Here is a 24,138-nt window from a genome sequence, read left to right on the forward strand (position 1 = left end):
CGTTGTGCGGTCCAGCCTCCGGCGTTACTATCTCTAGCCATCGGCTGTATCGCTGATCGATCCCTTTTGATGTTTCCTGTCCACGGAGGACTTATGCTGGCCACCAAGCGCTACGAATATTTAGCTATCGAGCAAATCGAATTCCACCATACCTTGACCAATCATCGAGACCTGGATCGGGCCAAGGTCGCGCACCTTGAAAAAGACATTATCGCTAACGGCTTGTTCGAGCCGTTGGTGGTGTGGGAACGCAACAGTAAGGAATATTATCTGGTTGGCGGCTTTCATCGCATGGAGGCAATTCAGGGTATCCGCCGGGCAAACCCCGGTTATTTTGATCGGGTCGATGTCAGGATCGTCACCGGCGATCCTGACGAAATCAAGGCCTTGAATCTGAAATTGAATTCCGACCGGGTCGACACTCGCATCACCGATTATTTCCAGACCGTGATCTATCTGAACAACGCCAATTGGTCCAAGGAACGCATCGCCGAATTTTTCGACAAAAGCGTCAGCTGGATAGACGACATCGTTCGCTACGCGCCGTTGACCACCGAAGCGATGCGCGAAAAATTGGCGAATGGCGAATTGTCCTGGGCCAGGGCGCGGGAAATCTTGCGCAAAGCACTACAAGCGCCGGCCGGCAACGAAAAAGCCATTATCGAGAGCGAACTGTCGCGGCCGGCTCAAGCGGTCGTGAAACCCTTGCCGTTCCAAACCACGCTCAAGCGACTGTCGAGTTCGTTGAACGCCGATCCAAAACGTACCTTCAAGGTCAGCACTCAGGATCTTTACGCGCTGGTGCTGACTCTGCGCGGCAAAAACGTCGATCAAGAAAATATCGATCGAGTGCGTAAGGCGTTTCCGATCTTGTGGGAAGAGGAATAGCCGGTTGGACGCAGCGGATTGTCACGAAGCCGTCAACTGGCTGGGGCTAAGATGCGCTGGATCTGAACATTTTTTAATTTTTGGGGTCGGAGACTTTGAATTTTGGTCGCTTGTTGGCGGGATAATCCGTAGGCAAGGAATCTCATTCCAGATGCAGTGAATTTAATAGAATGAAACTCCAGTACAAGCTAATCGCCACTTTATTGGTCATTTTGCAAAGCGCTTGCATGCCCATGACCTATCCGCCCGGCGCCAAGACCAACGCCGCGCAACTGAGCGAGAATGCCTTTCTGACCGAAGACGGCGCCAGCTTGCCGTTGCGTCGTTGGTTGCCGAACCAGGAACCGCATGCGGTGATGATCGCGCTGCACGGCTTTAACGATTACAGCCGTTTCTTCGATTTACCGGGCGCTTATTTCAGTCAGCAGGGCATTGCCTGTTTCGCTTATGACCAGCGCGGTTTCGGCGCAGCGCCGCAGCGCGGCCTGTGGGCTGGCAACGAAGCCTATGCCAAGGATTTAAAAGACTTAACTCGCTTACTGAAACAGCGCTACCCAAAACAGCCGATTTATCTGCTCGGCGAAAGTATGGGCGGCGCGATCGTGATCACGGCGATGCAGCAAACGGATATGCCGGAGGTCGCCGGTATCATTCTGGCCGCGCCGGCCCTGTGGGCAAGATCGACCATGCCCTGGTATCAAACCAGTTTGCTGTGGACGTTGGCGCATAGCTTGCCGTGGTTGACTTTGACCGGCAGTGGCCTGGGCGTTGTGGCATCCGATAATATCGACATGCTGCGCGCCATGGGCCGCGATCCCTTGGTGATCAAGGGGACGCGAGTGGAAACGGTATATGGCCTGACCGATTTAATGGATGCGGCATATGACAGCGCTACTTCATTACACGCCAATACCCTGATGCTGTACGGCGAGAAAGACGAAGTCATCCCCAAAGAGCCGACCTACACATTCTTGCAACAAATGCTGGCGACGGACGCGGCGGAAAAAACCGTGGCCATCTATCAGCAGGGCTATCACATGCTGCTGCGCGACGTGCAAGCCCCTACCGCCTGGAAAGACATAGTCGCCTGGATTGGTGCCAGCCCCGGCCAGCTGCCGTCGGGCGCCGATAACCGGGCGCGGCAATTGTTGTTAACTAGTGGATAGTCTCGCTAAGCCTGAGTGACCTAGCTGCGATGCTATGACTGGAGCGGTTTCGGGCTCAAACAAACACCACTGTCGTGCCTGCTTGCATTTAATTCGAATTATCGCCGGTAAGCGTTATGCGGGCGATAACAACGGCAGGATTATTAATCCAAGGCCCATTATCATAAGAGTTAGTCATTACAAGGGAATATAACCGTGAACCGTATCGATCATATCGGCCTGATGGCCGCTTACAATACCTGGATGAACCGCAAGCTTTACGACGCGGCCGGCCGTTTAACCGAGGACGAGCTGTCGGCAAATCGGGGCGCATTTTTCGGCTCGATTATTGGCACGCTAAACCATTTAGTCGTTGCCGATACCATTTGGCTGAAGCGCTTTGCAACCCATCCGAGCTGTCACGCGGCGTTGGAGCCGATACGATCGCTCCCCAGTCCGGTCAGCCTGGATCAAATACTGTTTCCGGATATACAACCACTGTCTGAGTATCGCAATTTGCTCGACAGTGTGATTAGCGATTGGGCCGCTTCGCTGGTCGAAGCCGATTTGGACCACGTCTTGCACTATAACAGCATGAAGGGCATTGCTGCGGACAAACGCTTGTTCGGTTTAGTCATGCATTTTTTTAATCATCAAACTCACCATCGCGGCCAAGCGACCACGCTGCTATCGCAATTGGGTGTTGATGTGGGCGTAACCGACTTGCTGGTGCTTATCCCTGATGAGGCAGTTGCTTAATGACGATCCATCCCGGATTCGCCAACACCCCCGAACCGCCGTACTATGCGGTGATCTTTTCCTCGCTGCGGACGTCTGGCGACGAAGGCTACGCCGGCACGGCCAAGGCCATGCTCGAGCTTGCCGCCCGGCAACCTGGGTTTTTGGGCGAAGATAGCGCGCGCGGCGAAGATGGCTTTGGCATTACCGTTTCATATTGGCAGTCCTTGGAGGCGATTTCAAATTGGAAAGCCAACAGCGAACATTTGGCCGCGCAGCGGCTAGGTAAAACCCGCTGGTACGAACATTTCGAACTGCGTATCGCCAAGGTCGAGCAGACATACGGCATGTCATCTACCTAGCCAGTCGCGTATCGCGTTTGTCTGGGTATTGTTTTCGATTAGCAGTAATGGGAGAGTCCATGCAGTATGTGTTAATTATTCACGAAGTCGAAGCCTACCCAGCCTGGAAGGCAATTTTCGACCAAGCGGCGGATATCAGAAAGAATGCCGGCGAAATCAGTTATCGATTGCTGCGCGACGCCAACGAGGCCAACAACATTGTCCATTTTTCGCAATGGTCCTCGCTGGACAGCGCGAGGCGCTTTTTCGAGTCGCCGGAGCTGGTGGAAATCAGAAAAAAGGCAGGTGTCAAGGCGCCGGCGTTTATGTATCTCCGGCAGCTTGAGCATGGCGTGCTGTAACGCGGCTTATTCGCCTTGGCAGGCTGCCGCCGACGGCGAGCCGGTTGGATATTGGTTTCCAACCCCGGGGCGTTTACACCGGGGAGATGGAAACCAAAAATTGCTTGCCACCCTAATCGTTTACAAGCCGAATTAAAGCGGCATTGGGATTTTAGTTTTTATTAAATTTATAAACGTCGCCGAACTTGCCTTTTAAGCTCATCGATTTATCGCTTTTTTCCAACAGCGAAAACACGTCGAATTTATCGGGTCTACCTAGAATGGCAATTTTTAATTTACCGCCTTCTATTTCGTAACCGACCGGGGATTGGTCGTAAAAAGTCCCTTCGCGGGGAATATGGGTGATGGTGACTTTGCCGTCTTTAAACGTCCAGGTATCTTCGCGTTTGATGGTTTCGGTGGTGCTGACCGATTTTTTGGTGTATTCCAGCTTCCAGCTACCTTGCACCTCGTCATTGGATTGCAGTGGAATATCCGCCAAAGTCAGGCCGGAAAATACCGATAAGCCCAATACGATAGCGGCCAAATTTGATTTTTTCATGACTCCCCCCTTCTTATTATTAATATCGAGAAAATCATTCTACGCTCAGGTTCGCGCAAAGTATCCTTAAATTACCCAGGCAAAATTAAGGGATCGTTGCCTGGGCGATGTCGAGCGTGGAAATGAGGCCGTCAAAAATGCCGCTACTAGGCAAACACCCGATCGCGGGCGCTTACTCGAACGCCAAAATCACTTCGCTTTCCAGCTTGCCGGCCTCGATCCAGGTATTGACGGCGGGGCAGGCCAACACTGTGTAGACATAAGCTTGGGCCTCGGTATTGGTGGCGAGTTGATAGCTGTGAAAACGCAGGGCCACCGGCGCGAACATGGCATCGACGATCGTAAATCGGCCGAATAGCCAGGGGCCGTTTTGGTGATGCTGTTGGCGGTATTGTTGCCAGATTTGACCGATGCGTTCTATGTCAGGCTGCACGGCTTCGGGTAGCGGTTTGGCTGTGGGCAGCCGGCGGCAGTTCATCCCGCAGTAAGTGCGTAGCGCGGTAAAACCGGAATGCATCTCGGCCGCCAATGAGCGAGCGGCGGCTCGTTCCGCAAAGTCTTCCGGCCAGCCTTGAGTTTGTGGAAAGCGCTCGGCCAGATATTCCAAAATCGCCAGCGAATCCCAAACCTTGAGTTCGCCGTCCAGCAATACCGGCACTTTACCGGTGGGCGAATATTGCAGCAGCTTAGGTTTGGAATCCTCGCGGTATAAAGGGATTCTGATTTCCTCAAATGCGATGTCGTGATATTTCAAAAATAACCAAGGCCGGAAAGACCAGGAAGAATAATTTTTGTTACCGATGACTAAAGCCAGACTCATGAGCGGAAACTCCTTTGGAAAGCGATGTGTTTAGATAATGACTTCGTATCAATGCCGCCGCAACTAAAAAGTCAGCGGCAGCGCATTATGGACGGTTTGGCCGCTGACTATAGCCGTATCCCACGGTAGGGTTCAAGTGCTTGTTAAGCGTTATAGCGATAATTGTCGAATCATCTTGCAGGACTGCTTTTCGATGTGGCGTTCGCAGGCTAGATAGCTAAAACGCCACGCGGCGAATAGTGCGTTTTGAAAAAGCTAGATGGTGGTAAGGCGCTTGCTCTAGCAACAGGCTTCGCCGATATCCTCGAACCAAATTTGCGGCGATTGTTCGATGAAGCGCCGCATCAATTCGATGCAAGCCGCGTCGTTTAACTCGACGACTTTGACGCCGGCTTGTTTTAGCCAATCCAGATGGCCCTCGAAGTTGACCGATTCGCCGACCACCAGCGTGCCGATATTGAATTGCCGGATCAATCCGGAGCAATACCAGCAGGGCGCCAAAGTCGTCACCAGAATCTTGTCGCGGTAATTGGTTTGCCGGCCGGCCTTGCGGAACGCGTCGGTTTCGCCGTGTACCGAAGGGTCGTTGTCTTGCACCCGCCGATTGCGGCCACGGCCCAACAAGTTGCCATCGGCATCGAATAGGGCCGCGCCGACCGGCACGCCGCCCTCATCAAATCCGGCTTTAGCCTCGGCAAACGCCACGGCCAGCATCTCGGTATAGTTCATCGCAAATCCTAAAATTGACTAAGTATGCCAAAAAATCCCCTCTCCCTCCGGGAGAGCAACTGTGTTTAGAGTCAAGCATTTTGAGGGCATGACCAGTGTTTATTTTGTTTCATCATAGAGTTAAGAATGGTGAGTAGCTTACGCATAGAAGCTGTTAAAGCGACCTTGGCGGGCTTCCCTTTTTCAACCAATCGTTTATGGAACGAGGCGATCGCATTGTTGCCTCGTACCGCCGATAAAGTCGCCATATACAGGACGGAGCGCACTTCCGCACGACCGCCCCAGATCATGCGGTATCCTCGCTGGAAACCGCTATCCCGATTAAACGGCGCCAAGCCCGCTAAGGCCGCAATTTCACGTCGGTTCAATCGACCCAATTCGGGTAAATATGACAGTAAGGTCAACATCGTGACCGGGCCCACGCCCGGTGCGCTTTGCAGTAAATCGACCCGTTCTTTCCAAATATCCGATGCTTTCAAGGTGGCTTTTAAGTCATCGTCCAGGTCTGAGATGCGCTCATCCAGCCAAGCGATGTGCTCTTTGATGCTGACCTTTTGTCGAGCACCGGCCATCGATAAGCGGGCTTTTTCCTGGGCACGCATGTCGACGAGCTGCCGTCTGCGTGCCACCTGTTCCACCAATTCTTGCTCGGCATCGGTTCTGCCTTCACGGATGGCGGGCCGAACGGCTTGGGCAAAATGCGCGAGCACCAAAGCATCCAACTTGTCTGTTTTTGCCAACCTGCCGGTCGCTTTAGCAAAGTCGCGCACTTGCCGGGCATTAACCACGGCTATCGGCAATCCTGCCACTCGCAAAGCAGCAACGACCAACATTTCTAGCCCACCGGTCGCTTCAACGACGATTAACGCCGGTCGAACCCGTTCCAGCGAGGCAACCAAGCCAGCAACCCCGGTTTCGTCATTATGGAACCGTTCAAATTGTCCTGACGGGTTCAAACCTAAATCCAAATGGCTCTTGGATACGTCGATTCCAGCAAAAAATTCTTCTTTATTCACGTTGTACGCGCCCCACCTTGTAAAAATTCGGATTGATGCCCCTGCAACTGTTCGGGCTCTGACAACAAATGAAGAAAGACGATCCAGACTCTCCCACAAGCTCGATGTTTCGACTTCGAGGGTTAACGACCTATCTTTCTTCAAAACCTTTATGGATCGTTCTCACATAACATACAAGGGCTAGGGTGAGGGGGGAAATTAGATCCAATAAGCCAGCACGATCCCGATAAACACCGCCAGCCCGAACCAGTTGTTATTCAAAAAAGCCTTGAAGCACTTGGGTTTGTCGAAATGGAAAATCAGCGTTTGCTGGTAAATTGACAGCCCGGCAGCGACGGCCAAGCCAGCGTAATACGGCCAGCTTAAATATTGCATGAAGCCAACCGTGATCAACAGACCCAGAATGATAACTTGCAGGCCGGCGGTAATTTCCCGCACCCGCTTGCCGAACAGAATCGCCGTGGATTTGACGCCGATTTTCAAATCGTCGTCGATATCCACCATCGCATACATGGTGTCGTAGACCAGCGCCCACAGCAGCACCGCCAGATACAGAATCCAGCCGACTAAGGGGATTTCGTTGGTTTGCGCGGCAAACGCCATCGGCACCGCAAAACCGAACGCCGCGCCCAAATAAGCCTGCGGCAGATGGGTAAAACGTTTCATGAACGGGTAACTGGCCGCCAGAAACGCACCGATAAACGACAAGCCGATGGTGTACCAATTCATCAGCAACACCAATCCGAACGCAGTCAGACACAGTACGGCAAACACAATCAATGCTTCCTTAGGCTTAACCTTGCCGGCGGCGATGGGCCGCAACTTGGTTCGGTCGACATGCGGATCGAAATCCTTGTCGGCATAATCGTTGATCACGCAGCCGGCGGCGCGCATCAACACCACGCCCAACACGAAAACCGTCAACACCAGCGGGTCGGGTTTGCCATCGCCGGCAATCCACAAGGCCCACAGCGTCGGCCACAGCAATATGAAGATGCCGATAGGTTTATCGAAGCGGGCCAGGAGCCAGTATTGGTGGAGGCGGTCTTTTATGTTAATTGATGGCATGTATTAAATCTTACTTACCGGTATTTGGATGGATAACAATGACAGTTAAAATAACAATTTTGTTGGCATTTCTGGATCATTGAATTAAACTTTACTTAAGCTGTGAACAAAATTCGGCCCCGTGCCGTGAGGGTCTGTAAAGGCTCCTATATTCACGGCTTTTTCTTTTTCTGCTTCCCTTGCTCGAAGCGGGTTTCCAGTGTCAAAGGATGGATCTTGTTAAAAAACGTACCTCGTTCCGGGCCAAAATCCAGATCATGAATCTCAGCCATTTGTGGCCATAGTAAGTTCAAATAGCGATCCTCTCTCGGCAGCTCCAAACCTGTTTCAGAATGTAAACGTACCTCGTAAATACGCTGCAGAGCCCATAGAAAATAGTCCACTGCTTGTAGACAGGCTTCGGTTCCGGGGTCCGAGACAGTAATATTCCAAACATCCGTGCCACCACGGGAAAAACCAAAATTGTCTTCGAAGTCTCGTTCAGCATGTTCGATGGCCTGGGTTAGCGCATGATTTCTATCCTTATGTCCACGCCGAGCAATACAGAGATGGTAAGCATCGGCAAGGCGGTGAAACTTTGAAAACAACGAACGAACCAACGAATCGTAAAGCGCATTAGGCTGATAGCGATAAAGGCTATCTGATAAGCGTTTGGCCGTTTCCCGCTCAAGTAAAGCTTGCTTGTCACATGCTACTGCATGAAAACGCAGTGAAGCGCCTTCGTTACGCAGTAGGCTGTAAACCCGATACCGTACCTCTGGTAAATCGTCTTTAGCATGAAAGGCGTGAGCTGTTTTTTTGCGCTCAGGCTTAAAGGATTCCACACCGGCGAAATAAGGATCGGCGAGTAGCTCCGTCTGCAAAGCCTTCAGTTTATCCGCGAGTAGCTGAGGATTTTCTACCTCAAGTTTGCCCATGATGAAATAGCGTGAGCATCCCTGTGTTCCAACTATCGGTTTGCCATGGCGCCCGCCGAACAGGGTTGGGTCGCCTGCTTCATCCACGAAAATAGACAAAACATCGGTTTCAATGGCTTGTGTCATGCACTTTCCTGGGAGCTATCGGCATGGAATGCGTCCGGCCAGCCGCCATGCTCATCAATTACGGCATCGATTTCATTCATCAACCGAATGGTTTCATGCAGGGAAACGATGATTTTTTGGTAATGAACTATATCTTCCTCACTCAAAACACGACCTTTGCGGTCTTTTAGCCATTTTTCGCAAACCTTGTAACAACCAATATGAAAACTCCAAACTGCTTCGGGTACGTTTTCAAAACACTGGTTAGAGTTAATCCATATTGCACCGCCTTTATAGATGGGTTTTTTGGATACGCTGTTATCACCAAAACCTGAGTATTGGGTGATGAAATGACTGACCTTATTTGATTCAAGTAAATGCAGATAAACTAGCTCATCTCCGAGTTTGGAAAGTTTTTGGAACACATCAATCGAACCAGGCAAGGGGATTCGAGGAAAATCAATTTTTAGAAATTCGGAGTAACGACTACGATAACCGGGACTAAAGAGTACTGCATAAATATATTTGAATATGTTTTCTGCACTCAGTTCAGTAGCGGACTTTTCTGGTTGCCATTCAGCAAAGGAATGACTCAGAGTCGTCCGCAGTGCACTGATAAAGTTGCCTGCAAGATTTGAATATCGCCTTGGTAAGTCAAGCAGATGGTTGTCTTCAAAATTATCTTTATTTTCTGGATTGCTATAGAGCCAAAGAGGGAAGATATAAGTACGCTCCTTTGTTTTGTTTGAAACAAAAGAATCATCAACAACTGTATTTGCCAGAAAAGCATGGTGCCAAGGTAGTTGAGCCAACTGGCGGCAACTACATAAAGCGAGGTTATCGCCCGGCAGCATATGGCTACTTACTCTAAGTCTCCTATGAACTGCCACATTGGAGTCAAAAATCGTTATTCTTGAAGTAAATGGTCGGTAATCAATTGTTACCAAATGTTTTTTCCATTCGCCTTCTTTTAACTCACGTTTGGCTTTTTCGTAATTCCATTGGCTTTGGGTGCAAAGTTGCCAGTATTCTCGTGCGTCGGATTCGCTACTTGTATTTAAAAATTGTTCTATTTTAAATATTGCTTCCTCTCTGCTCCAGGAAATAGCAAATTGGTCATGAGTGGTAACAACACCTGGTGCAGGATCACCGTTTACGGCAAAAATTTTTGGCAAAGACCAACAGGCATTATATTCAACCAGAGCATGGGTATTTTGGGGACGAAACAGATGGAAAGGTTCTACAGGAGTTAGAATTTCCCAGTGCGGTGTTGGAGTATCAATATTACCCAAATTGCGATACTTAGCTTCACGTTTACCCCAGATGTCCTGGTAACGAACATCAATTTTACTATCCGTCATTCTTAAGAAAAGGCCAATAGAAGTTCCTTGGGTAATATCGAAGACGTTTTCGTCTTTATCACCTTCAGGAGTTTTTTCCATTTTTTTACTATTTCCATGTAAATCAACAATGCGAATTTTGGGAAAAGATGCCAATAGATGGCAACGCATTCCTTTGAAAGTTGGGTTATCCAGATATGAGTGATCGGTAATAAAGCCTAGAATACCAAGGCCAGACTCTGAAATACGCATTTCAGCTAGGCGGATAAATTTAACGTAATCGTTTTGAAGCCATTTACCTTGACCGGGCTTTTGTAGTTCTGGGTAGCCCCGTTTGTAATCGTGGATACGCTCAACGATTTCAAGTGCTTGATTATTGATCGAATGTCCCGAATAGGGAGGATTGCCAATAACCAGTGTAAACCGTTGCTCACGTTTAACCTCATTGACCGCTTTTGACTCATGAGCCAACGCCGGAACAAACTCTTCTATTTCTGTTTGTTTTTTATCACTTGCGGGTTCGAGTGCATTGGTTAAGAAAACTCGTGCACGTTCGTCGCTGCCGAAACGATAGCCGGTTTCAAATAGCTTCAGGCCAATTTTCATATGGGCGATGGCATAAGGAGCCATCATTAACTCATAGCCATACAAGCGAGGTAATAAATGCTTGGGTATGTAGTCATTCCAAGCCGCTTCGCGTTGTCTTTCATTGAGCCCTTGTTTGCGCCATTTATCGTTTAGGGTACGGAAAATCAGATCAATTACTTCGACCAGAAAGGTTGCAGTGCCTGTAGCTGGGTCGAGAATGACGACGAAAGGCGAGTCAGGATCGGTATCTTCAGGGATTTGTATTGCTGGATTAACATGCTTCATTTCCGCCCAGGTACTGGTGGAAGCCAATCCTTCCGCCAATCCGAATTCTGTTTGCAACAATTCATGCACACTGCGAACGATATACGACACCACTGGTTGCGGGGTATAGAACACGCCACGCTGTACTTTTAGCTTTTTGTTGTAGGCTGTCAGGAAATGCTCGTAAAAATGTATGACGGGATCTTCACCACGGGTGCGGTTGCCAAAATCCCGCAAGATGGCAGGTAAGTCAGTTTCTGCACCACGCAGTAGCTCTACGACATCCTGAATCCCCAGTTCGTCAAAGTCGATGCCGCCTTTGCGCCCTCCCACTTTAAGAAAGGTTTGCAGCATTTCTTTAAGGAATGGATTGGTGACCGGCACCATATCGGTGATATTTTCTGCCAGCAACACGGTGTCGTACCGCCCACCGCTTTTATCTGTCCGGGAAATTGCGGCGGTTAGCAATCCATAGGTAATAGTTTGAGCATAGGTATCGGCAAAGCTTTCTTCGGTAAGATCGTGAATCAGCGAGGTTTGAAAGGCTTTATGTAAAGTTCGCAGTGGGCCATTTTCCGCTTCTGCGGCCAACATAGTTTGGGCACGGTCGCGGATATTGCGTGCGAGTTGCGCCAGCACTTCGGCTAAGGCGTCGGCAGTGCGGATGATATGGCCAATACGATGGCGAAAGGGTTGCTGCCATTGTTTTCGCCAAGTAGTTTGATCATTTGGTTTATCCGGCCAACGTAAATGATCATGCAGAACCTTATCCAGATGGTTCAATTTCAAGGGTGTGTCCGCACCATCCCAGCCCAGCACTCGCAAACTGGGTAAATCTCCGGGCTCTTGATGAAAGTGAGCAAAAGCAATTTCGCGTTGGTCGCTGTTTTCTTCGCCAAAGGCAGAAATGAATAACAAATCCTGTGTATTCCAAACTGCAGATGTACTTTTATTGGCGGAGGCACGCTTTTTAACCACCAAGTGACTGAGGATGCGGCGCAGTACCACCACAGGCAGTTTTTTGCTCTCAAACTCAACAAAGAAAATCCCCCAGGGCTGGCCGCTATATAGAGGACGTAGTTGGTGAATCTGGCTTATCTTAGCGGCATCGCTTGCTTTTATGCCTAGTTCCTCGGGCGAATATTCGAAAGTCAACTCTTCAAAGCCGTATTCCTGTAATGGCCAATCAAGTTGGTCTTCGAGATAACGGATTAAATCCTCGAAGGTACGAATGGCGCGAAGCTCAACGGTGTTGTGCATGGTGCAGTCCTAAATTTGCTTAGTATTATTGATTAGATTTGGGCAGAGGTTAATTCAGCTCTAGCCAGCATTTTAAAATGGGTGAAACACCCAACGGCGCTTGCAATGGCTTTAAGTAATCAACGGTAAGTTGCTTTTCCACTTTCTTACGCAACTCGGAAAGGTCTTTATGAGCAATAACGCAGTTCCTTGGCGTATGTGGTTCCGAACGAATAAAACGGGCAATGGCTCCGGGTTCGGTTAATACGCGTTTTTGCTCTAAATCGTAGCAAACCCAGATGGTGAGACCAGCAGTGTCCGACCAACGCAAATCACCCGAATCCGTTTCTACCAATAACGAATCCGGTCTGGGAATCCGATAACAAAAAAATACGGCACGGGCGTTTAATTGTGGCACGGCTTTGCCAGAGAAAATTTTCAAGGGCATACGCGAAACTGTTGACGCAAGTTCGGGTTGATCCTTTATAAGATTGTTATATTCCAATCTGAGTTGTTCGGAATCCGATAGATTACCGTCGCATTGTTCGTTGAGTTCTTTGATTGGATCGAATTCATCATCTGGGGTCAATAGTTTGCGGCCTTCAACGCCGAGAGTGCGAGAAATAACCAAGGTTTTGCTGGTTACTCGCTGGAACAAACGTAACAACTCGTCCAGTTCATCGGGCGGTAGAAAATTCCAATAAATAATATGACCACGTTGGCCCTTTAATTCCGGATGATCTGCAAGCAATCTTGCTTCGGTATCAGGATTCATACGTCGATCTACACGGCCAATACGTTGCATCAAGCGGACTGGATTCCAGTGTAAGTCGTAATTGATTAAACGAGTTGCGTCCTGAAGGTTTAAACCTTCTGACAATACATCGGTGGTAATTAGAATGCGAATTTCTGCTTTGCCCTCCGCCTCGAGTTCAACAGAACTGGATTCGTTGTAATAGGGGGAGAAACGACGAATAACGTCACTTCGCTGTTTTTGCGAACTACTGCCGTCTATGCGGTGAATGCCGTTGAGTTTCGCATTGATTAGCTCTTGTTCGAGATAGCGTGCAGTATCAGAAAACTCGGTAAATAGAATGACTTTTTGATTCTTTAATGCTTTATCGGTTTTGAGCAGTTTAATAAGTGCCTTGAGTTTATCGTCTCGGGCTGGCTTGACTTCTGACACCAAGCTGAGAAATTCCGCAAGCTGGTTCATATCGTCCAAGGTATCGTCCATGATAGAACTGATGTCGAACTCTTCGGCGCTGAGCTTTTCAACTGAATTCAAAATGTCTTCTGTCAGAAAATCCTCAACTTGATCATCGTCAGGTTCATCCGGCCACAATTCAAGCTGGTGGGCTTGGACATAACCGATGATATCGGCATGTTTAATTTGCCAGCGTTCTAACCTACGTTTGTTATGGGATGATTCCGCGTGGACGGAAACCCAAGCAAAGAGTTTTTGTAGTAAACGCCAGCAGGAGCCTTCAAATGCTTTGGACGAACTCTCAAACCGCTTAAGAAAAAGAGTTCTAATCAGTGTTACAACTTGTTTTTGCCGACCTTCATCGAATGACTTAAATGCAGGATCGTCTTTATCACCCTTCCAATAAGCCAATGGATAATAAATGCTGAGAACAAACAGTGGTTTATCTTTACTAAATGCTTTGGCCACGCTATCCAGCAACTTTCCGTAGGTGACTTTGAGGTTGTAGGCAGCCAACTTTGGGGCTTGTCGTTCCGGAAATAAGGCTTCACTTGCCCCGTGTTGCTTTTGGCTTGCTTTAACATAAGCGCGGCTACGCTGGACAACTAGTGAGTCAAAAACAATATCGCTTCTTAGCGTGTTTTCCGCGTCTAGGATTTCAGGACCGAACTCTAGTTCTAAAGGTGCATTTGTCGATTTGCCCCCAAGGATACGCTTTTCTAGCTGTATGAAGTGAGAGCGTAAACTGTGAATGCCCAATGTTGGAGCAAAGTACTGTTCATTACCGTTAGTAAATAATTCAATCATTCTTCGAAAATCGTGGATTGAGTTATTGACCGGGGTTGCAGTAAGGAAAAAAACTTGCTTGGGACGATCACCCGAATGTAGATACTCTTGCAGTTTTCGATAGCGGGATGGCTCTTTGTCACCTTCGCCCTTGATACCAGCGTTTCGGAAGTGATGGGCTTCATCAATGATAACAACGTCGGCATCTTTCAGGGTCATGGCTAAATCTCTGGGCCATTTGCCCTTACGTTGTAAGTCTGTGTGATTGAACAACAAAAAGTTGACGAAACCGCTGTTTAGATTGGGGAGATGACGATGAATTACTCGTTCCCATACATCTTCACGAGCCGCTTTAGGCGCGAATAACACCACGCGCTTTCCCTCTCTAGCTATCATGCGTTCTAGCAACATTAATCCGACGTAGGTTTTACCTAAACCTACACCATCACATAGAAATGCACCGTTGTTGGTATTAGCGATTTGGACTAGATTTCGATAGGCATCTTGTTGATATTTATCTAGTAATTTAAATATTTTGGATTCCTGGGTATCCCATAAATCAGGCGTTAATTCACGTCCTTTCAAAAACTCGTCGAGAGCCTTGAACCAAATCTCAAATGGCGTGTAATCTCGGGTATGCCTTTGTAAGGTTTGTAAAATATCTGGAGTAATGTCTTCGGCTTCTTCCCAATGTCTTTCATACCAGTCTTGTAGTATTCCAACTGGGGAGCCAGTGACCTGAATATTTAGCTCAACATTGTCTGTCAGTCCGGGGTAAGTAAAGTTTGATGATCCGACCAACGCAAACGAACCGACAACAGCAGCGCGACCATGTGTGATGTAAGCTTTGGCGTGAAATTTGTCTTTTCGATAGACGCGACATTGAATTTTGCCACTGTGAATAGCATCAACAATTGCTGGGACGCCTTGTAGAAAGTCATTTTTGATCTTTTCAGTTTCAACGCTTAAATCAAGGCGTTCATGGATTTTTTTTAAGCCCTCTGTGAATGCACGTTTTGTCCGGTACGAAACTTCGTCACCCATTAAGATACGAATCTTATCAACCGATTGCCATGCGTCGTTCAAGCTAAGTAACGCGCCAATTTCGAAATAGCCGGTTGCAATGTCCACCGACATGGACAATTGACACCATTCTGAAAGGTAGGAGCAAACTTTCCAGTCGGAATCGCTGTTATCGACAATGAAAAGTTCAGATGGGGAGGTCGCCATAGGTTGAGTTAAACGGTTACAAATTTGCGATTAAATGAATCTATTAAAAGAGGGTATAACCTACGCTTGTGTCTTGTCTTTAATCGCCCGAATAATCCCTGTCGTCGAATGCCCTTCGATAAACGACAAAATCTTCACCTCGCCGCCATTCGCCAGCACGCTGTCGTGGCCGGCGATGCTGGTGATGTCGGTGTAGTCGCCGCCCTTGACCAGGATGTCCGGCAATAATTGGTCGATGACTTCTTTAGGCGTGTCTTCCTCGAACGGCACCACCCAATCCACGCATTCCAGCGCCGCCAGCATCTCCATGCGATGATCCAGCTTGTTGACCGGGCGCTCCGGGCCTTTCAAGCGTTGCACGGAGGCATCGCTGTTGACCAACACCACCAAGCGGTCGCCCAGAGTTTTGGCTTGTTGCAGGTAGCGGACGTGGCCGGGATGCAGGATGTCAAAGCAGCCGTTGGTGGCGACGATTTTTTCGCCGTTTTGTTTGGCGGCGGCGCGCTCTATCAGTAATTCCGGCAAGGTGCAGACGCCTTTGTGATGCGCGCGTGGGCCTTGCAATGCAGCGGCCAACTCGTCGGTGTTGACGGTGGCGGTGCCCATCTTGCCGACCACGATGCCGGCGCCGATATTGGCCAGTTCCGTGGCTTCGGCCAGCGGTTTTTTCGCCGCCAGGCTGGCCGCCAGTACCGAGATTACCGTGTCGCCGGCGCCGGTGACGTCGAATACTTCGCGGGCGTGGGTCGGCAGATGCAAAGGTTCTTGGTTCTTGCTGAGCAGCGTCATGCCTTGTTCGCCGCGGGTCACCAATAAGGCCTCCAACTCCAGCTCGGCGAGCAGCTTGGTGCCCCGTTCGACGATTTGCTGTTGATCGGCGCAACGGCCGACCACTGCCTCAAATTCGCTGAGATTGGGGGTGATCAGAGTCGCCTGCTTGTAGACTGTAAAATCGCTGCCCTTGGGATCGACCAGCACCGGTTTCTTCAGTTGTTTCGCCAGCGCGATGAATTGTTGCACCTGGTTCAGGGTGCCTTTGCCGTAATCGGACAGCACGACGACTTGCGATTGCATCATCTCGGCATGATACAGATGCAACAGCGGGGCACTGTCGATTTGCTGAAAACCGTCTTCGAAATCCAGCCGGATCAACTGCTGATGCCGGCTCATTACCCGCAGCTTGGTGATGGTCGGGAAATTGGGCACCGGTTGAAACAGGCACAGCACGCCGGCCTTTTTCAGAATGTCTTCCAGCGCCACCGCCGCCTGGTCCTCGCCGGTGAAACCCAGCAAAGACACTTTGGCGCCCAGCGCGGCGATATTCAAGGCCACGTTACCGGCGCCGCCGGCGCGTTGTTCGTCCTGCTTGACGTGGACCACCGGCACCGGCGCTTCCGGCGAAATACGCGAGGTGGGGCCGTGCCAATAGCGGTCCAGCATCAGGTCGCCGACCACTAGCACGCGGGCTGTCGAATAGTTGGGTAATTGCATGGCTATGTCAGGTGTCCGTGATTCGAAGGATGCTATTATAGACGCAACCCGTTGTGATTAAGGTGTAAACCATGAGCGTGAAAATTTACCATAATCCGCGTTGCGGCAAATCCCGCGACACTTTGAAACTGCTGGAAGCGCAAGGTATCGAGCCGGAAGTCGTCGAATATCTGAAGACCCCGCCTACCACCGCCGAATTGCAGGACATCCTGAACAAACTCCAGCTTAAGCCGCGCCAGCTGATGCGCACCAAGGAGCCGGAATATAAGGAAAACGGCCTGGACGACGCCTCGCTCAGCGACATCGAACTGATCGAAGCGATGGTCAGGATTCCGAAATTAATCGAACGGCCCATCGTCTTGAAAGACGGCAAAGCCGCCATCGGCCGGCCGCCGGAAACGGTGTTGGCGATCCTCTAATGGCTAAAATCCTGATCTTGTATTACAGCCGAGGCGGCAGTACCACGTCGATGGCGCAACAGATCGGCCGGGGAGTCGAAGCGGTGGCCGGAGCGGAAGCTATATTGCGCACGGTGCCGGAGGTGTCGGCGGTCTGCGAAAAAGTCGCCGACAGCATTCCCGATACAGGCGCGCCCTATGTCAGTCTGCAAGACCTGGAAACTTGCGACGGACTGGCCTTGGGCAGCCCGACCCATTTCGGCAATATGGCCGCGCCCTTGAAGCATTTCCTGGATGGCACCACCAACTTGTGGTTCTCCGGGGCTTTATCCGGCAAACCGGCCGGGGTGTTCACGTCCACCGGCAGCATGCACGGCGGTCAGGAAACCACGTTATTGTCGATGATGCTGCCGCTGATGCATCACGGCATGCTGCTGATGAGCTTGCCGTGCAACGAGATTGCCTTGCGCGAGACGGTCAGCGGCGGCACGCCGTACGGGCCCAGCCATCGTTCGGAAGGCGATGCGGAACTGACCGACCACGAAAAACGCTTGTGTTGGTTATTGGGCGAGCGCTTGGCTAAGGCTGCGCTGGCGTTGCGCGGTCGGTTTTAGACAGGGATTTCTGCTAAATCAGGGTTCAAACACGCCCAGCGCTCTAAGACAGGACTTACCTAGATCGATGCGCTTGGCCGCATCGGCCGCCTGGACGATGTCGATATTCAACGCAAAACTGTATAGACGGCTGCCATTCGTCACCCATCCCACCCACCAGCCCACACCGGGGTTGGGGGCGTTTAACCAGCCGGTTTTGCCGTACAGGGTCCGGTCGCCGACTTGTTCCAGCTGAACGATCTCGCGGACTTTGGCCTGAACATCGGGAGGAAACGGTAACTCGTCCCGCGCCAGGCGGGCCAGAAAAGCGGTTTGTTCCACCGCGCTAATTTGCAACGGGCCCTCCAGCCAAAACCTGTCGACCGCATCGCCTAGTTCGGCGTTGCCGTATCCCATCGCAGTAACACCGTCGTGCATCCGCGCCAGACCAATGCGCCGGGCCAGTTCCTGATAAATCGGCACATTGGATATTTTGATGGCCTCGCGCAAGCCCATGTCCCGCTCCCAGGTCTTGAGAAATTGCGGCTGGCCGCCGTAAGGCAGGATGTCGTCGACGCTGTCGACCGCGCCTACCGATAAGCCGATCAGGCTATTGGCAATTTTGAACGTAGAAGCCGGGATAAAGCGCATCTCGGCGCGGCCCCGATCATGTCCGATCAAGCGCTGCGCATCGACGTCGTAGAACACGAAAGTGCCTTGTACGCCGGCCTCGCTGAACAGTTTGCCGAGCGCCGGATTGTCCTGCCAGTCGATGGCGTGAACGTGGCCGGCAAGCAATAGCATCACGGCCGCTATAAGATGTTTCATTTAGGATTGCTCGTAGGCTCGTATTAACGTTGCTATGTCGATTTTGGTCATTTGCATCATGGCCTGCATCACCCGTCCGGCTTTCACCGGGTCGGGATCGCCGATCAATTCCAGCAGCACATTGGGCACGATCTGCCAGGTGACGCCGAACTGATCGTCCAGCCAGGCGCATTGATTGGTCTTCCCGCCTTCCGAAAGCTTTTCCCAATAGTGGTCGACTTCCGCTTGAGTTTCGCAGTGTACGACAAACGAAATAGCGGGCGAGAAGTTGTACATCGGGCCGCCGTTGAGCGCGGTAAATACTTGGCCGTCCAGCTCGAAACTGGCGGTCATCACACTACCTTTCGGTCCCGGCCCGGCATCGCCGTAACGGTTGATGCTCAACACCTTCGAGTTCTTGAAAACAGAGACGTAAAAATTCATAGCCTCTTCGGCTTGATGGTCGAACCATAAAAACGGGGTGATTTTTTGCATGGGACAAGCTCCTGGACGGTGTTAAGAGTGGTGCCAAATTCATGGCGGGTGTGTCGTACGGCATCGACGATTCGCCGGTTCACAACTCGGCTAGCAACGCCGCAAGCTGGTCCGTGGCCTTGCCCCAGCCTTCGTGAAAGCCCCTCTCTTCGTGGGTTTTCCGGTCTGCCGCGCTCCAATGCAACACGCGAGCGGTGTAGCGGGTTTGTCCGCCTTCGTTCTCAAAGGTGATGATGCCGGTCATGAACGGCTTGGCGGAAGGTTCCCAGGCGCAGGTGTAGGCATCGGTAAACACCAGACGCTGGTTTTCGACCACCTCCAGATAAACCCCGGTACTCGGAAATTCCTGGCCTTCCGGGCTGCGCATCACGATGGCGCTAACCCCGCCCGGCCGGACATCGAGTTCGGCGGAAGCCACGCTCCAGGGCTTCGGGCAAAACCACTGCTTGAGCAATGCCGGTTCGGTCCAGGCGCTATAAACTTTCTCCGGCGGCGCATCGATCAGACGCGTCAATATCAGTTCCCGCGATTCGGCGGCTTCTTCTGTTGGATTCATGATTTTCTCCTCATTAAGACACTGAACTATTTTTCGGCAAGGGACTTCAACGCGGTTAGACCGTCCTCGAATTTCCCGCCTATCATCTTGTCCATGCTGAACACCAAGCTCATCAGTTTGGAGATGTACGGGCTGGGGCCGAAAATGGCTTGAGTGACGCGGGTCGAGCCGCCCTCGGTTTGCAGGATGAATTCCAAGATATTTTGGGCCGGGAAGGGTTTGATGAAATCCATGCGGATCGTGATCTTGGCCGGCGGCGCCGATTCTAAAATCTCCATGCGTCCCTGACCGATTTCCTGGTTGCCCTCCCATTCGTAAATGGCACCCGGCCCGCTGGCCGCGCCGCTGTATGTACGCTTCATGCCGGGATCGACTTTTTCCCAGGCCGACCAGGTTTGCATGCTATGTAGATCGTTGATCAGCGGGAAAATCGTTTCCGGCGGCGCCTTGATCAGGATAGAGCGCTGGACGCGAAAGGTGTCGGGTTTGGTCGCGGCATAGATCAGCACAGCGACGAGTATTAGGGCTACTACGATTAGAATAGTCTTGATCATGGGGTTGTCCTCTAGGGTTTAAATCGCTAGTCATTAGATTGAGCTGCTACTTTATCCGTTGGTAATGTGTCGTCATGAATGGCAGCCATTCCCCATTTCCGTTCAGCAGGTAAGAGGTCTGCACACGTTGATCGGCGCTGTTTAACTCGATGACATCCCTCTGCTTAACGAACTTGCCGTCGCTCGCGCAACAGGGCCCCTCGGTATTGAGCGTCAGCACATTTTCCTGGGCATCCAGAGCGCCGTCGTACATCCAGAGATGGCTCATCATCGAACCGACCCAAGTGCCTACAACGCGTTGCTGTACAGCGTCATAGCCTAGCGTCATCAACATCGTCGCCGGGTCGCCGCCGGGCATTTCGCCGTGGCCCTCGCATAGCACCCAACACTCGCCCAGCGGGCGCACACTCTCCGAGCCATTGAATTTTTCCGGTGGCTTGCCGGGTTCCACCACGCATTCGGACTCATAAGCCCATTCGCCTACCAGTTGTTGTAGCCATGCATGTTCTATATGGGGTTCGGTTTTCATCGTTCTTCCTCTATCTTGATGGTTCATCGCTAGGCAGGCCCGGAATTTCGATCAGCGGTCGCACCTCGATAATGCCCTTGCGCGCCATCGGAATCTGTTCGGCGATAGCGATGGCATCGTCGAGATTTTGGGCTTCTATCAGGTAATAACCGCCCAATTGCTCGCGCGTCTCTGCAAACGGGCCGTCGGTGACGAAACGTTTGCCGTCGCGGACCCGGACGCTGGTGGCCAAGGCCGTGGGCTGTAAAGGACTGGCGGCCAGATACTGGCCGTTGGCTTTGAGTTGGTGCGCCAGTTGAATGGACTCGACATAACAGGCTTCCCGCTCGGTTTCGTCCAGGTTGTTTTCTTCAAAATAAATCAGCAGCATATATTTCATGACGGTCTCCACGCGAACATGATTAGCCTTGGCAGCTTGCGCCAGGCTCCATATAAAACAGATCCCAGAGATGACCATCCAAATCCTGATAGCCATGCTCGTACATGAAGCCATGGTCTTGCGCTTCCTTGACGCGGGTGCCGCCGGCGGCAACGGCCTTGCGTACCATCTCATCGACTTGCTCCCGGCTCTCGGCGGACAGGCCCACCAGTATTTCGGTGCTGGTCGTCGCATCGGTAATGACTTTGGGCGTGAAGGTCTGGAAAAAATTCTCGGTCACCAGCATCACGTAGATGTCATCGCTGACGATCATGCAGGCAGCCTTCTCGTTGGTGAATTGCGGATCGAAGGCGTAACCGAGCTGGGTAAAAAAAGCGATGGAACGACCCAGGTTTTTGACCGGTAGATTGACGAAAATTTGCGTGGCCATGTTTTGCTCCTAATTGTTTGCTTGCAGATAGCTGATGACGTTGAATGTGGCGCCCTGTGGGTCTTGCAACACGCAGAAGCGTCCGACCTGGGGAATGTCGCGCGGCGGCATGCAAATCGTGCCGCCCATGTCCTCGTCGGCGCATTTCACCAGGGTGTAATCGACGCCGGGTAAGGATGCCGGAGCAGGTTCCAGTGTCCAGTTAAACAGTTTGGCGTAAAAACGTTTGGCGGCGTCGGCGTCGCTGGTCAGTAGTTCGCACCAGCTGAACGCGCCATGCCGATTGCATTGATCCATGATGTTCTCCTTTTTAGATCAGGCGCAGGCTGTTTGGGATGAAAAGAAAGCCTCCATTCGGCTTTGCAGTTCGTTCGGGTCGACGTCTTCGATATGCGTGGCAATTAGCCAGTGATGGCCGAAGGGGTCGGTTACAGAACCCATCCGGTCGCCCCAGAATTGGTTGGTGGGCGGCATGATTTCCTGGGCGCCGGCCTGAATCGCATCGGCAAACACCGCGTCGGTATCGGCGACATACAGAAACTGTTTAACCGGGCTGCCGCCTAGTGTTTCCGGCGAAACATCGGTGCATTGCGGATTTTCGTCCGAGAGCATGAACATCGAATCGCCGATTTTGAATTCGGCATGGACTATTTTTCCGTCGGGGGCATTCAGACGAAAGGTTTCGCTAGCGCCGAAGGCTTTCTGATAAAACGCCAATGCCTCGGCGGCGCTGCGGACGACTAGGTACGGAGTTAGCGTGTGATAGCCGTCTGGAATTGGTTTGATATTGGTGGGCATGATGATTCTCCTGGTTAAGGGAAACCCTGAACAAGTCCTTCGACAGGCTCAGGTCGAACGGTAAGTGCTTGATCCGTTCGTGGCGAGCTCGTCGACCCACGGGCGAAATCAACTCAGTCAGAGTTTCCTGGTTGAGTGGTTATAAATTTTGCTTACTTGGTTAGTCGAACGGTAATCGTCAAAATCGACATTCCCGCCGAATTTAGTTTCTCAATAACACTAGGCGCTACGCCTTTCGGCATCGCCGGGGGTGAACCGTTAGCTGCTTGCAACTAACGCCTGAAGTTTATCCAGAACCTGCTCATTTGCCGGTTCGACGATATGGGCAATATTCCTAGCCGCTTCTTCGTTATCAAAATCTTGATGCCAGTGTATGACTGCGCCGCCCTCAATATCTTCAATGGTCACTGTCAGCGTGAAATATGGATTTGAATTATGACGAATCGCGACTTTATTCGGTTCTTCAATTTCTTGAAATATGTTTTCGTTTGGGTAGTTTGTGCCATCCGGTCCATGCATCACAAATGACCATTTTCCTTTTGGTTTGAATTCAAAAGTATTGAATGTATTAGTGAAGCCGGCTGGTCCCCACCATTTTGCCAAAAGTGTCTGATCTGCAAATGCCTTAAATATTTCTTTTGAAGATGCCGTAATCTTTCTCTGATTTTTAAATACTTTCATCTTGCATCTCCTTTCGGCTTTTTGTAGCCGCTAACGTAAAGCTAAGGGGCGCGTCTTTCACGGCAGATTAGCGAAGCCACCGAAGCTGGAAAATAATCAAACTTTCAAAACCGCCCCGAAAAGGCGAGTCCCGCTTGAGGGTAATGTTAGGCTGCAAAATCTGCTTCCTCATACTCTGGACGAATTTCAATGTCAGAGTCTTCTAGCATTGGATTTGGACATCGCTTAACCCATTCGACGGCCTCATCCAGCGATTTAACCTGCCAAATCCAGTAACCGGCAATTTGATCTTCCGATTCGAGGAATGGGCCGTCGATTACGGTGCGCTGTGTACCAGAGAACCTGACGCGCTTCCCCTGCGAAGTGGGCTTTAAACCAGCGCAACCGAGCATAATGCCGGCATTTATTAGCTCCTCATTGTACTTACCCATTGCCGCAAGTATTTCGGAGCTCGGTTTAAAGCCTTCTTTTTCGCTGCCCTTGCTTGCCTTAACAATAACCATGCATTTCATTTAAATTTCTCCTTTTGATGCCAATCTGGCAGTGGCGTTGGATGTCTAACAAATAATATTGCCTGCTAAAGCGAGGCATTCGGATTGGCGAGACCGAGCGCGTATAACGTCCGTTCGTCCTCCGCCACCGGCCGCACCTCGACGCAGCCGAACTTCGCGCCCGGAATGTGCGCGGCGATCTGGATCGCCTCGTTCAGATCCCGAGCCTCGATCAGGTAATAACCGCCGAGTTGCTCCTTGGTCTCGGCGAAAGGGCCGTCGGTGGTGCTGACCTTGCCGTTCCGCACTCGCAACGTGATCGCGGCATTGGCCGGCAGCAGCCGATTGCAGCTTAGGTAATGGCCGCCGTCGCGGATGGTTTGGGTAAAGTCGGCGTATTCTTGGATGTGCTGTTCGGCAATATCGTCCGGCATTTGTTCCAGCACCGTTTCGGCGCAAATCAGGCATAGGTATTTCATCGTCAATTCCTCCGGTTTGAGAGTGTTCACGCCGAATAGTCGTTTGGGGATAGTCGAATTCGACATGTTTGGACAGCCCATGGAAAAAATTTTACGACGACTGTCCGGATCGGGCGGAAAACCGGCCAGTTAA

Annotated in this window: 28 protein-coding genes; 7 read left to right on the forward strand and 21 right to left on the reverse strand. The window is 51.0% G+C overall.

The window, feature by feature from the left end:
* Positions 1 to 93: 93 nt before the first annotated feature.
* From QZJ86_RS00185 to QZJ86_RS00205, 5 genes are all read left to right on the forward strand, one after another.
* Positions 94 to 888 (forward strand): ParB/RepB/Spo0J family partition protein, encoded by a 795-nt coding sequence (locus QZJ86_RS00185; RefSeq protein ID WP_301935663.1) that lies wholly within the window; start codon positions 94 to 96, stop codon positions 886 to 888.
* Between the two features lie 170 nt (positions 889 to 1,058).
* Positions 1,059 to 2,054 (forward strand): alpha/beta hydrolase, encoded by a 996-nt coding sequence (locus QZJ86_RS00190; RefSeq protein ID WP_301935664.1) that lies wholly within the window; start codon positions 1,059 to 1,061, stop codon positions 2,052 to 2,054.
* Positions 2,055 to 2,249: 195 nt separating this feature from the next.
* Complete coding sequence (locus QZJ86_RS00195; RefSeq protein WP_301935665.1) at positions 2,250 to 2,792, forward strand: DinB family protein; 543 nt, start codon at positions 2,250 to 2,252, stop codon at positions 2,790 to 2,792.
* Entirely contained in the window at positions 2,792 to 3,133 is a 342-nt protein-coding gene (locus QZJ86_RS00200; RefSeq protein ID WP_301935666.1) for an antibiotic biosynthesis monooxygenase family protein, read from the forward strand. Before QZJ86_RS00195 ends, QZJ86_RS00200 begins: the two co-directional genes overlap by 1 nt.
* Positions 3,134 to 3,192: 59 nt before the next feature.
* Complete coding sequence (locus QZJ86_RS00205; RefSeq protein WP_301935667.1) at positions 3,193 to 3,474, forward strand: antibiotic biosynthesis monooxygenase; 282 nt, start codon at positions 3,193 to 3,195, stop codon at positions 3,472 to 3,474.
* A 151-nt stretch (positions 3,475 to 3,625) separates the two neighbouring features.
* Here the strand turns inward: QZJ86_RS00205 and QZJ86_RS00210 are convergent, their stop codons facing one another.
* From QZJ86_RS00210 to hldE, 9 genes are all read right to left on the reverse strand, one after another.
* A complete protein-coding gene (locus QZJ86_RS00210; protein WP_301935668.1) occupies positions 3,626 to 4,015 on the reverse strand; it encodes a hypothetical protein in 390 nt (129 codons plus the stop codon).
* Between the two features lie 172 nt (positions 4,016 to 4,187).
* Positions 4,188 to 4,835 carry a glutathione S-transferase family protein gene (locus QZJ86_RS00215; RefSeq protein WP_301935669.1) on the reverse strand — a complete coding sequence of 216 codons (648 nt, stop codon included), beginning with the start codon at positions 4,833 to 4,835 and terminating at the stop codon, positions 4,188 to 4,190.
* A 279-nt stretch (positions 4,836 to 5,114) separates the two neighbouring features.
* Entirely contained in the window at positions 5,115 to 5,564 is a 450-nt protein-coding gene (locus tag QZJ86_RS00220; RefSeq protein WP_301935670.1) for a nucleoside deaminase, read from the reverse strand.
* Between the two features lie 71 nt (positions 5,565 to 5,635).
* Complete coding sequence (locus QZJ86_RS00225) at positions 5,636 to 6,580, reverse strand: IS110 family RNA-guided transposase (RefSeq protein ID WP_301938965.1); 945 nt, start codon at positions 6,578 to 6,580, stop codon at positions 5,636 to 5,638.
* 198 nt (positions 6,581 to 6,778) lie between these two features.
* Entirely contained in the window at positions 6,779 to 7,648 is an 870-nt protein-coding gene (ubiA, locus tag QZJ86_RS00230) for a 4-hydroxybenzoate octaprenyltransferase (protein ID WP_301935671.1), read from the reverse strand.
* Between the two features lie 152 nt (positions 7,649 to 7,800).
* The gene (locus tag QZJ86_RS00235) at positions 7,801 to 8,691 is read right to left on the reverse strand and encodes a DUF3800 domain-containing protein (RefSeq protein WP_301935672.1); all 891 of its coding nucleotides are present in this window, start codon (positions 8,689 to 8,691) and stop codon (positions 7,801 to 7,803) included.
* Entirely contained in the window at positions 8,688 to 12,122 is a 3,435-nt protein-coding gene (locus tag QZJ86_RS00240; protein ID WP_301935673.1) for a type ISP restriction/modification enzyme, read from the reverse strand. The genes QZJ86_RS00235 and QZJ86_RS00240 overlap by 4 nt, the downstream gene beginning before the upstream one ends.
* Positions 12,123 to 12,171: 49 nt before the next feature.
* Entirely contained in the window at positions 12,172 to 15,231 is a 3,060-nt protein-coding gene (locus QZJ86_RS00245; protein WP_301935674.1) for a helicase-related protein, read from the reverse strand.
* Between the two features lie 153 nt (positions 15,232 to 15,384).
* The gene (gene hldE, locus QZJ86_RS00250; RefSeq protein ID WP_301935675.1) at positions 15,385 to 16,815 is read right to left on the reverse strand and encodes a bifunctional D-glycero-beta-D-manno-heptose-7-phosphate kinase/D-glycero-beta-D-manno-heptose 1-phosphate adenylyltransferase HldE; all 1,431 of its coding nucleotides are present in this window, start codon (positions 16,813 to 16,815) and stop codon (positions 15,385 to 15,387) included.
* Between the two features lie 71 nt (positions 16,816 to 16,886).
* On the opposite strand from hldE, the gene arsC reads away from it, so the two are divergent.
* Positions 16,887 to 17,234: an arsenate reductase (glutaredoxin) gene (gene arsC / locus QZJ86_RS00255; RefSeq protein ID WP_301935676.1), complete on the forward strand. Its 348-nt coding sequence runs from the start codon at positions 16,887 to 16,889 to the stop codon at positions 17,232 to 17,234.
* Complete coding sequence (gene wrbA / locus QZJ86_RS00260; RefSeq protein WP_301935677.1) at positions 17,234 to 17,827, forward strand: NAD(P)H:quinone oxidoreductase; 594 nt, start codon at positions 17,234 to 17,236, stop codon at positions 17,825 to 17,827. Before arsC ends, wrbA begins: the two co-directional genes overlap by 1 nt.
* Before the next feature lie 18 nt (positions 17,828 to 17,845).
* On the opposite strand, the gene blaOXA is transcribed toward wrbA, so the two are convergent.
* The 12 genes from blaOXA to QZJ86_RS00320 all read right to left on the reverse strand — a co-directional run bounded on the left by blaOXA (position 17,846) and on the right by QZJ86_RS00320 (position 24,071).
* Positions 17,846 to 18,634 carry a class D beta-lactamase gene (blaOXA, locus tag QZJ86_RS00265; RefSeq protein WP_301935678.1) on the reverse strand — a complete coding sequence of 263 codons (789 nt, stop codon included), beginning with the start codon at positions 18,632 to 18,634 and terminating at the stop codon, positions 17,846 to 17,848.
* Positions 18,635 to 19,108 carry a VOC family protein gene (locus tag QZJ86_RS00270; protein ID WP_301935679.1) on the reverse strand — a complete coding sequence of 158 codons (474 nt, stop codon included), beginning with the start codon at positions 19,106 to 19,108 and terminating at the stop codon, positions 18,635 to 18,637. It abuts the gene before it with no gap.
* 79 nt (positions 19,109 to 19,187) lie between these two features.
* Positions 19,188 to 19,664 (reverse strand): SRPBCC family protein, encoded by a 477-nt coding sequence (locus QZJ86_RS00275; protein WP_301935680.1) that lies wholly within the window; start codon positions 19,662 to 19,664, stop codon positions 19,188 to 19,190.
* 26 nt (positions 19,665 to 19,690) lie between these two features.
* Positions 19,691 to 20,218, reverse strand: a complete 528-nt coding sequence (locus tag QZJ86_RS00280; RefSeq protein WP_301935681.1) for an SRPBCC family protein — start codon at positions 20,216 to 20,218, stop codon at positions 19,691 to 19,693.
* A gap of 46 nt (positions 20,219 to 20,264) precedes the next feature.
* The gene (locus QZJ86_RS00285; protein WP_301935682.1) at positions 20,265 to 20,747 is read right to left on the reverse strand and encodes a DUF1579 domain-containing protein; all 483 of its coding nucleotides are present in this window, start codon (positions 20,745 to 20,747) and stop codon (positions 20,265 to 20,267) included.
* Positions 20,748 to 20,757: 10 nt separating this feature from the next.
* A complete protein-coding gene (locus QZJ86_RS00290) occupies positions 20,758 to 21,126 on the reverse strand; it encodes a YciI family protein (protein ID WP_301935683.1) in 369 nt (122 codons plus the stop codon).
* Between the two features lie 22 nt (positions 21,127 to 21,148).
* Positions 21,149 to 21,556 (reverse strand): VOC family protein, encoded by a 408-nt coding sequence (locus QZJ86_RS00295; protein ID WP_301935684.1) that lies wholly within the window; start codon positions 21,554 to 21,556, stop codon positions 21,149 to 21,151.
* 9 nt (positions 21,557 to 21,565) lie between these two features.
* A complete protein-coding gene (locus QZJ86_RS00300; RefSeq protein WP_301935685.1) occupies positions 21,566 to 21,853 on the reverse strand; it encodes a VOC family protein in 288 nt (95 codons plus the stop codon).
* Positions 21,854 to 21,871: 18 nt separating this feature from the next.
* Complete coding sequence (locus QZJ86_RS00305) at positions 21,872 to 22,354, reverse strand: VOC family protein (protein ID WP_301935686.1); 483 nt, start codon at positions 22,352 to 22,354, stop codon at positions 21,872 to 21,874.
* Between the two features lie 258 nt (positions 22,355 to 22,612).
* Entirely contained in the window at positions 22,613 to 23,035 is a 423-nt protein-coding gene (locus QZJ86_RS00310; protein ID WP_301935687.1) for an SRPBCC domain-containing protein, read from the reverse strand.
* A gap of 146 nt (positions 23,036 to 23,181) precedes the next feature.
* Positions 23,182 to 23,547, reverse strand: a complete 366-nt coding sequence (locus QZJ86_RS00315; RefSeq protein WP_301935688.1) for a YciI family protein — start codon at positions 23,545 to 23,547, stop codon at positions 23,182 to 23,184.
* Between the two features lie 65 nt (positions 23,548 to 23,612).
* Positions 23,613 to 24,071, reverse strand: coding sequence for a YciI family protein (locus QZJ86_RS00320; protein ID WP_301935689.1), 459 nt, complete (start codon positions 24,069 to 24,071; stop codon positions 23,613 to 23,615).
* Positions 24,072 to 24,138 lie beyond the last annotated feature (67 nt).

The sequence above is a fragment of the Methylomonas montana genome (genome assembly GCF_030490285.1).
In the GTDB taxonomy this organism is placed as follows: domain Bacteria; phylum Pseudomonadota; class Gammaproteobacteria; order Methylococcales; family Methylomonadaceae; genus Methylomonas; species Methylomonas montana.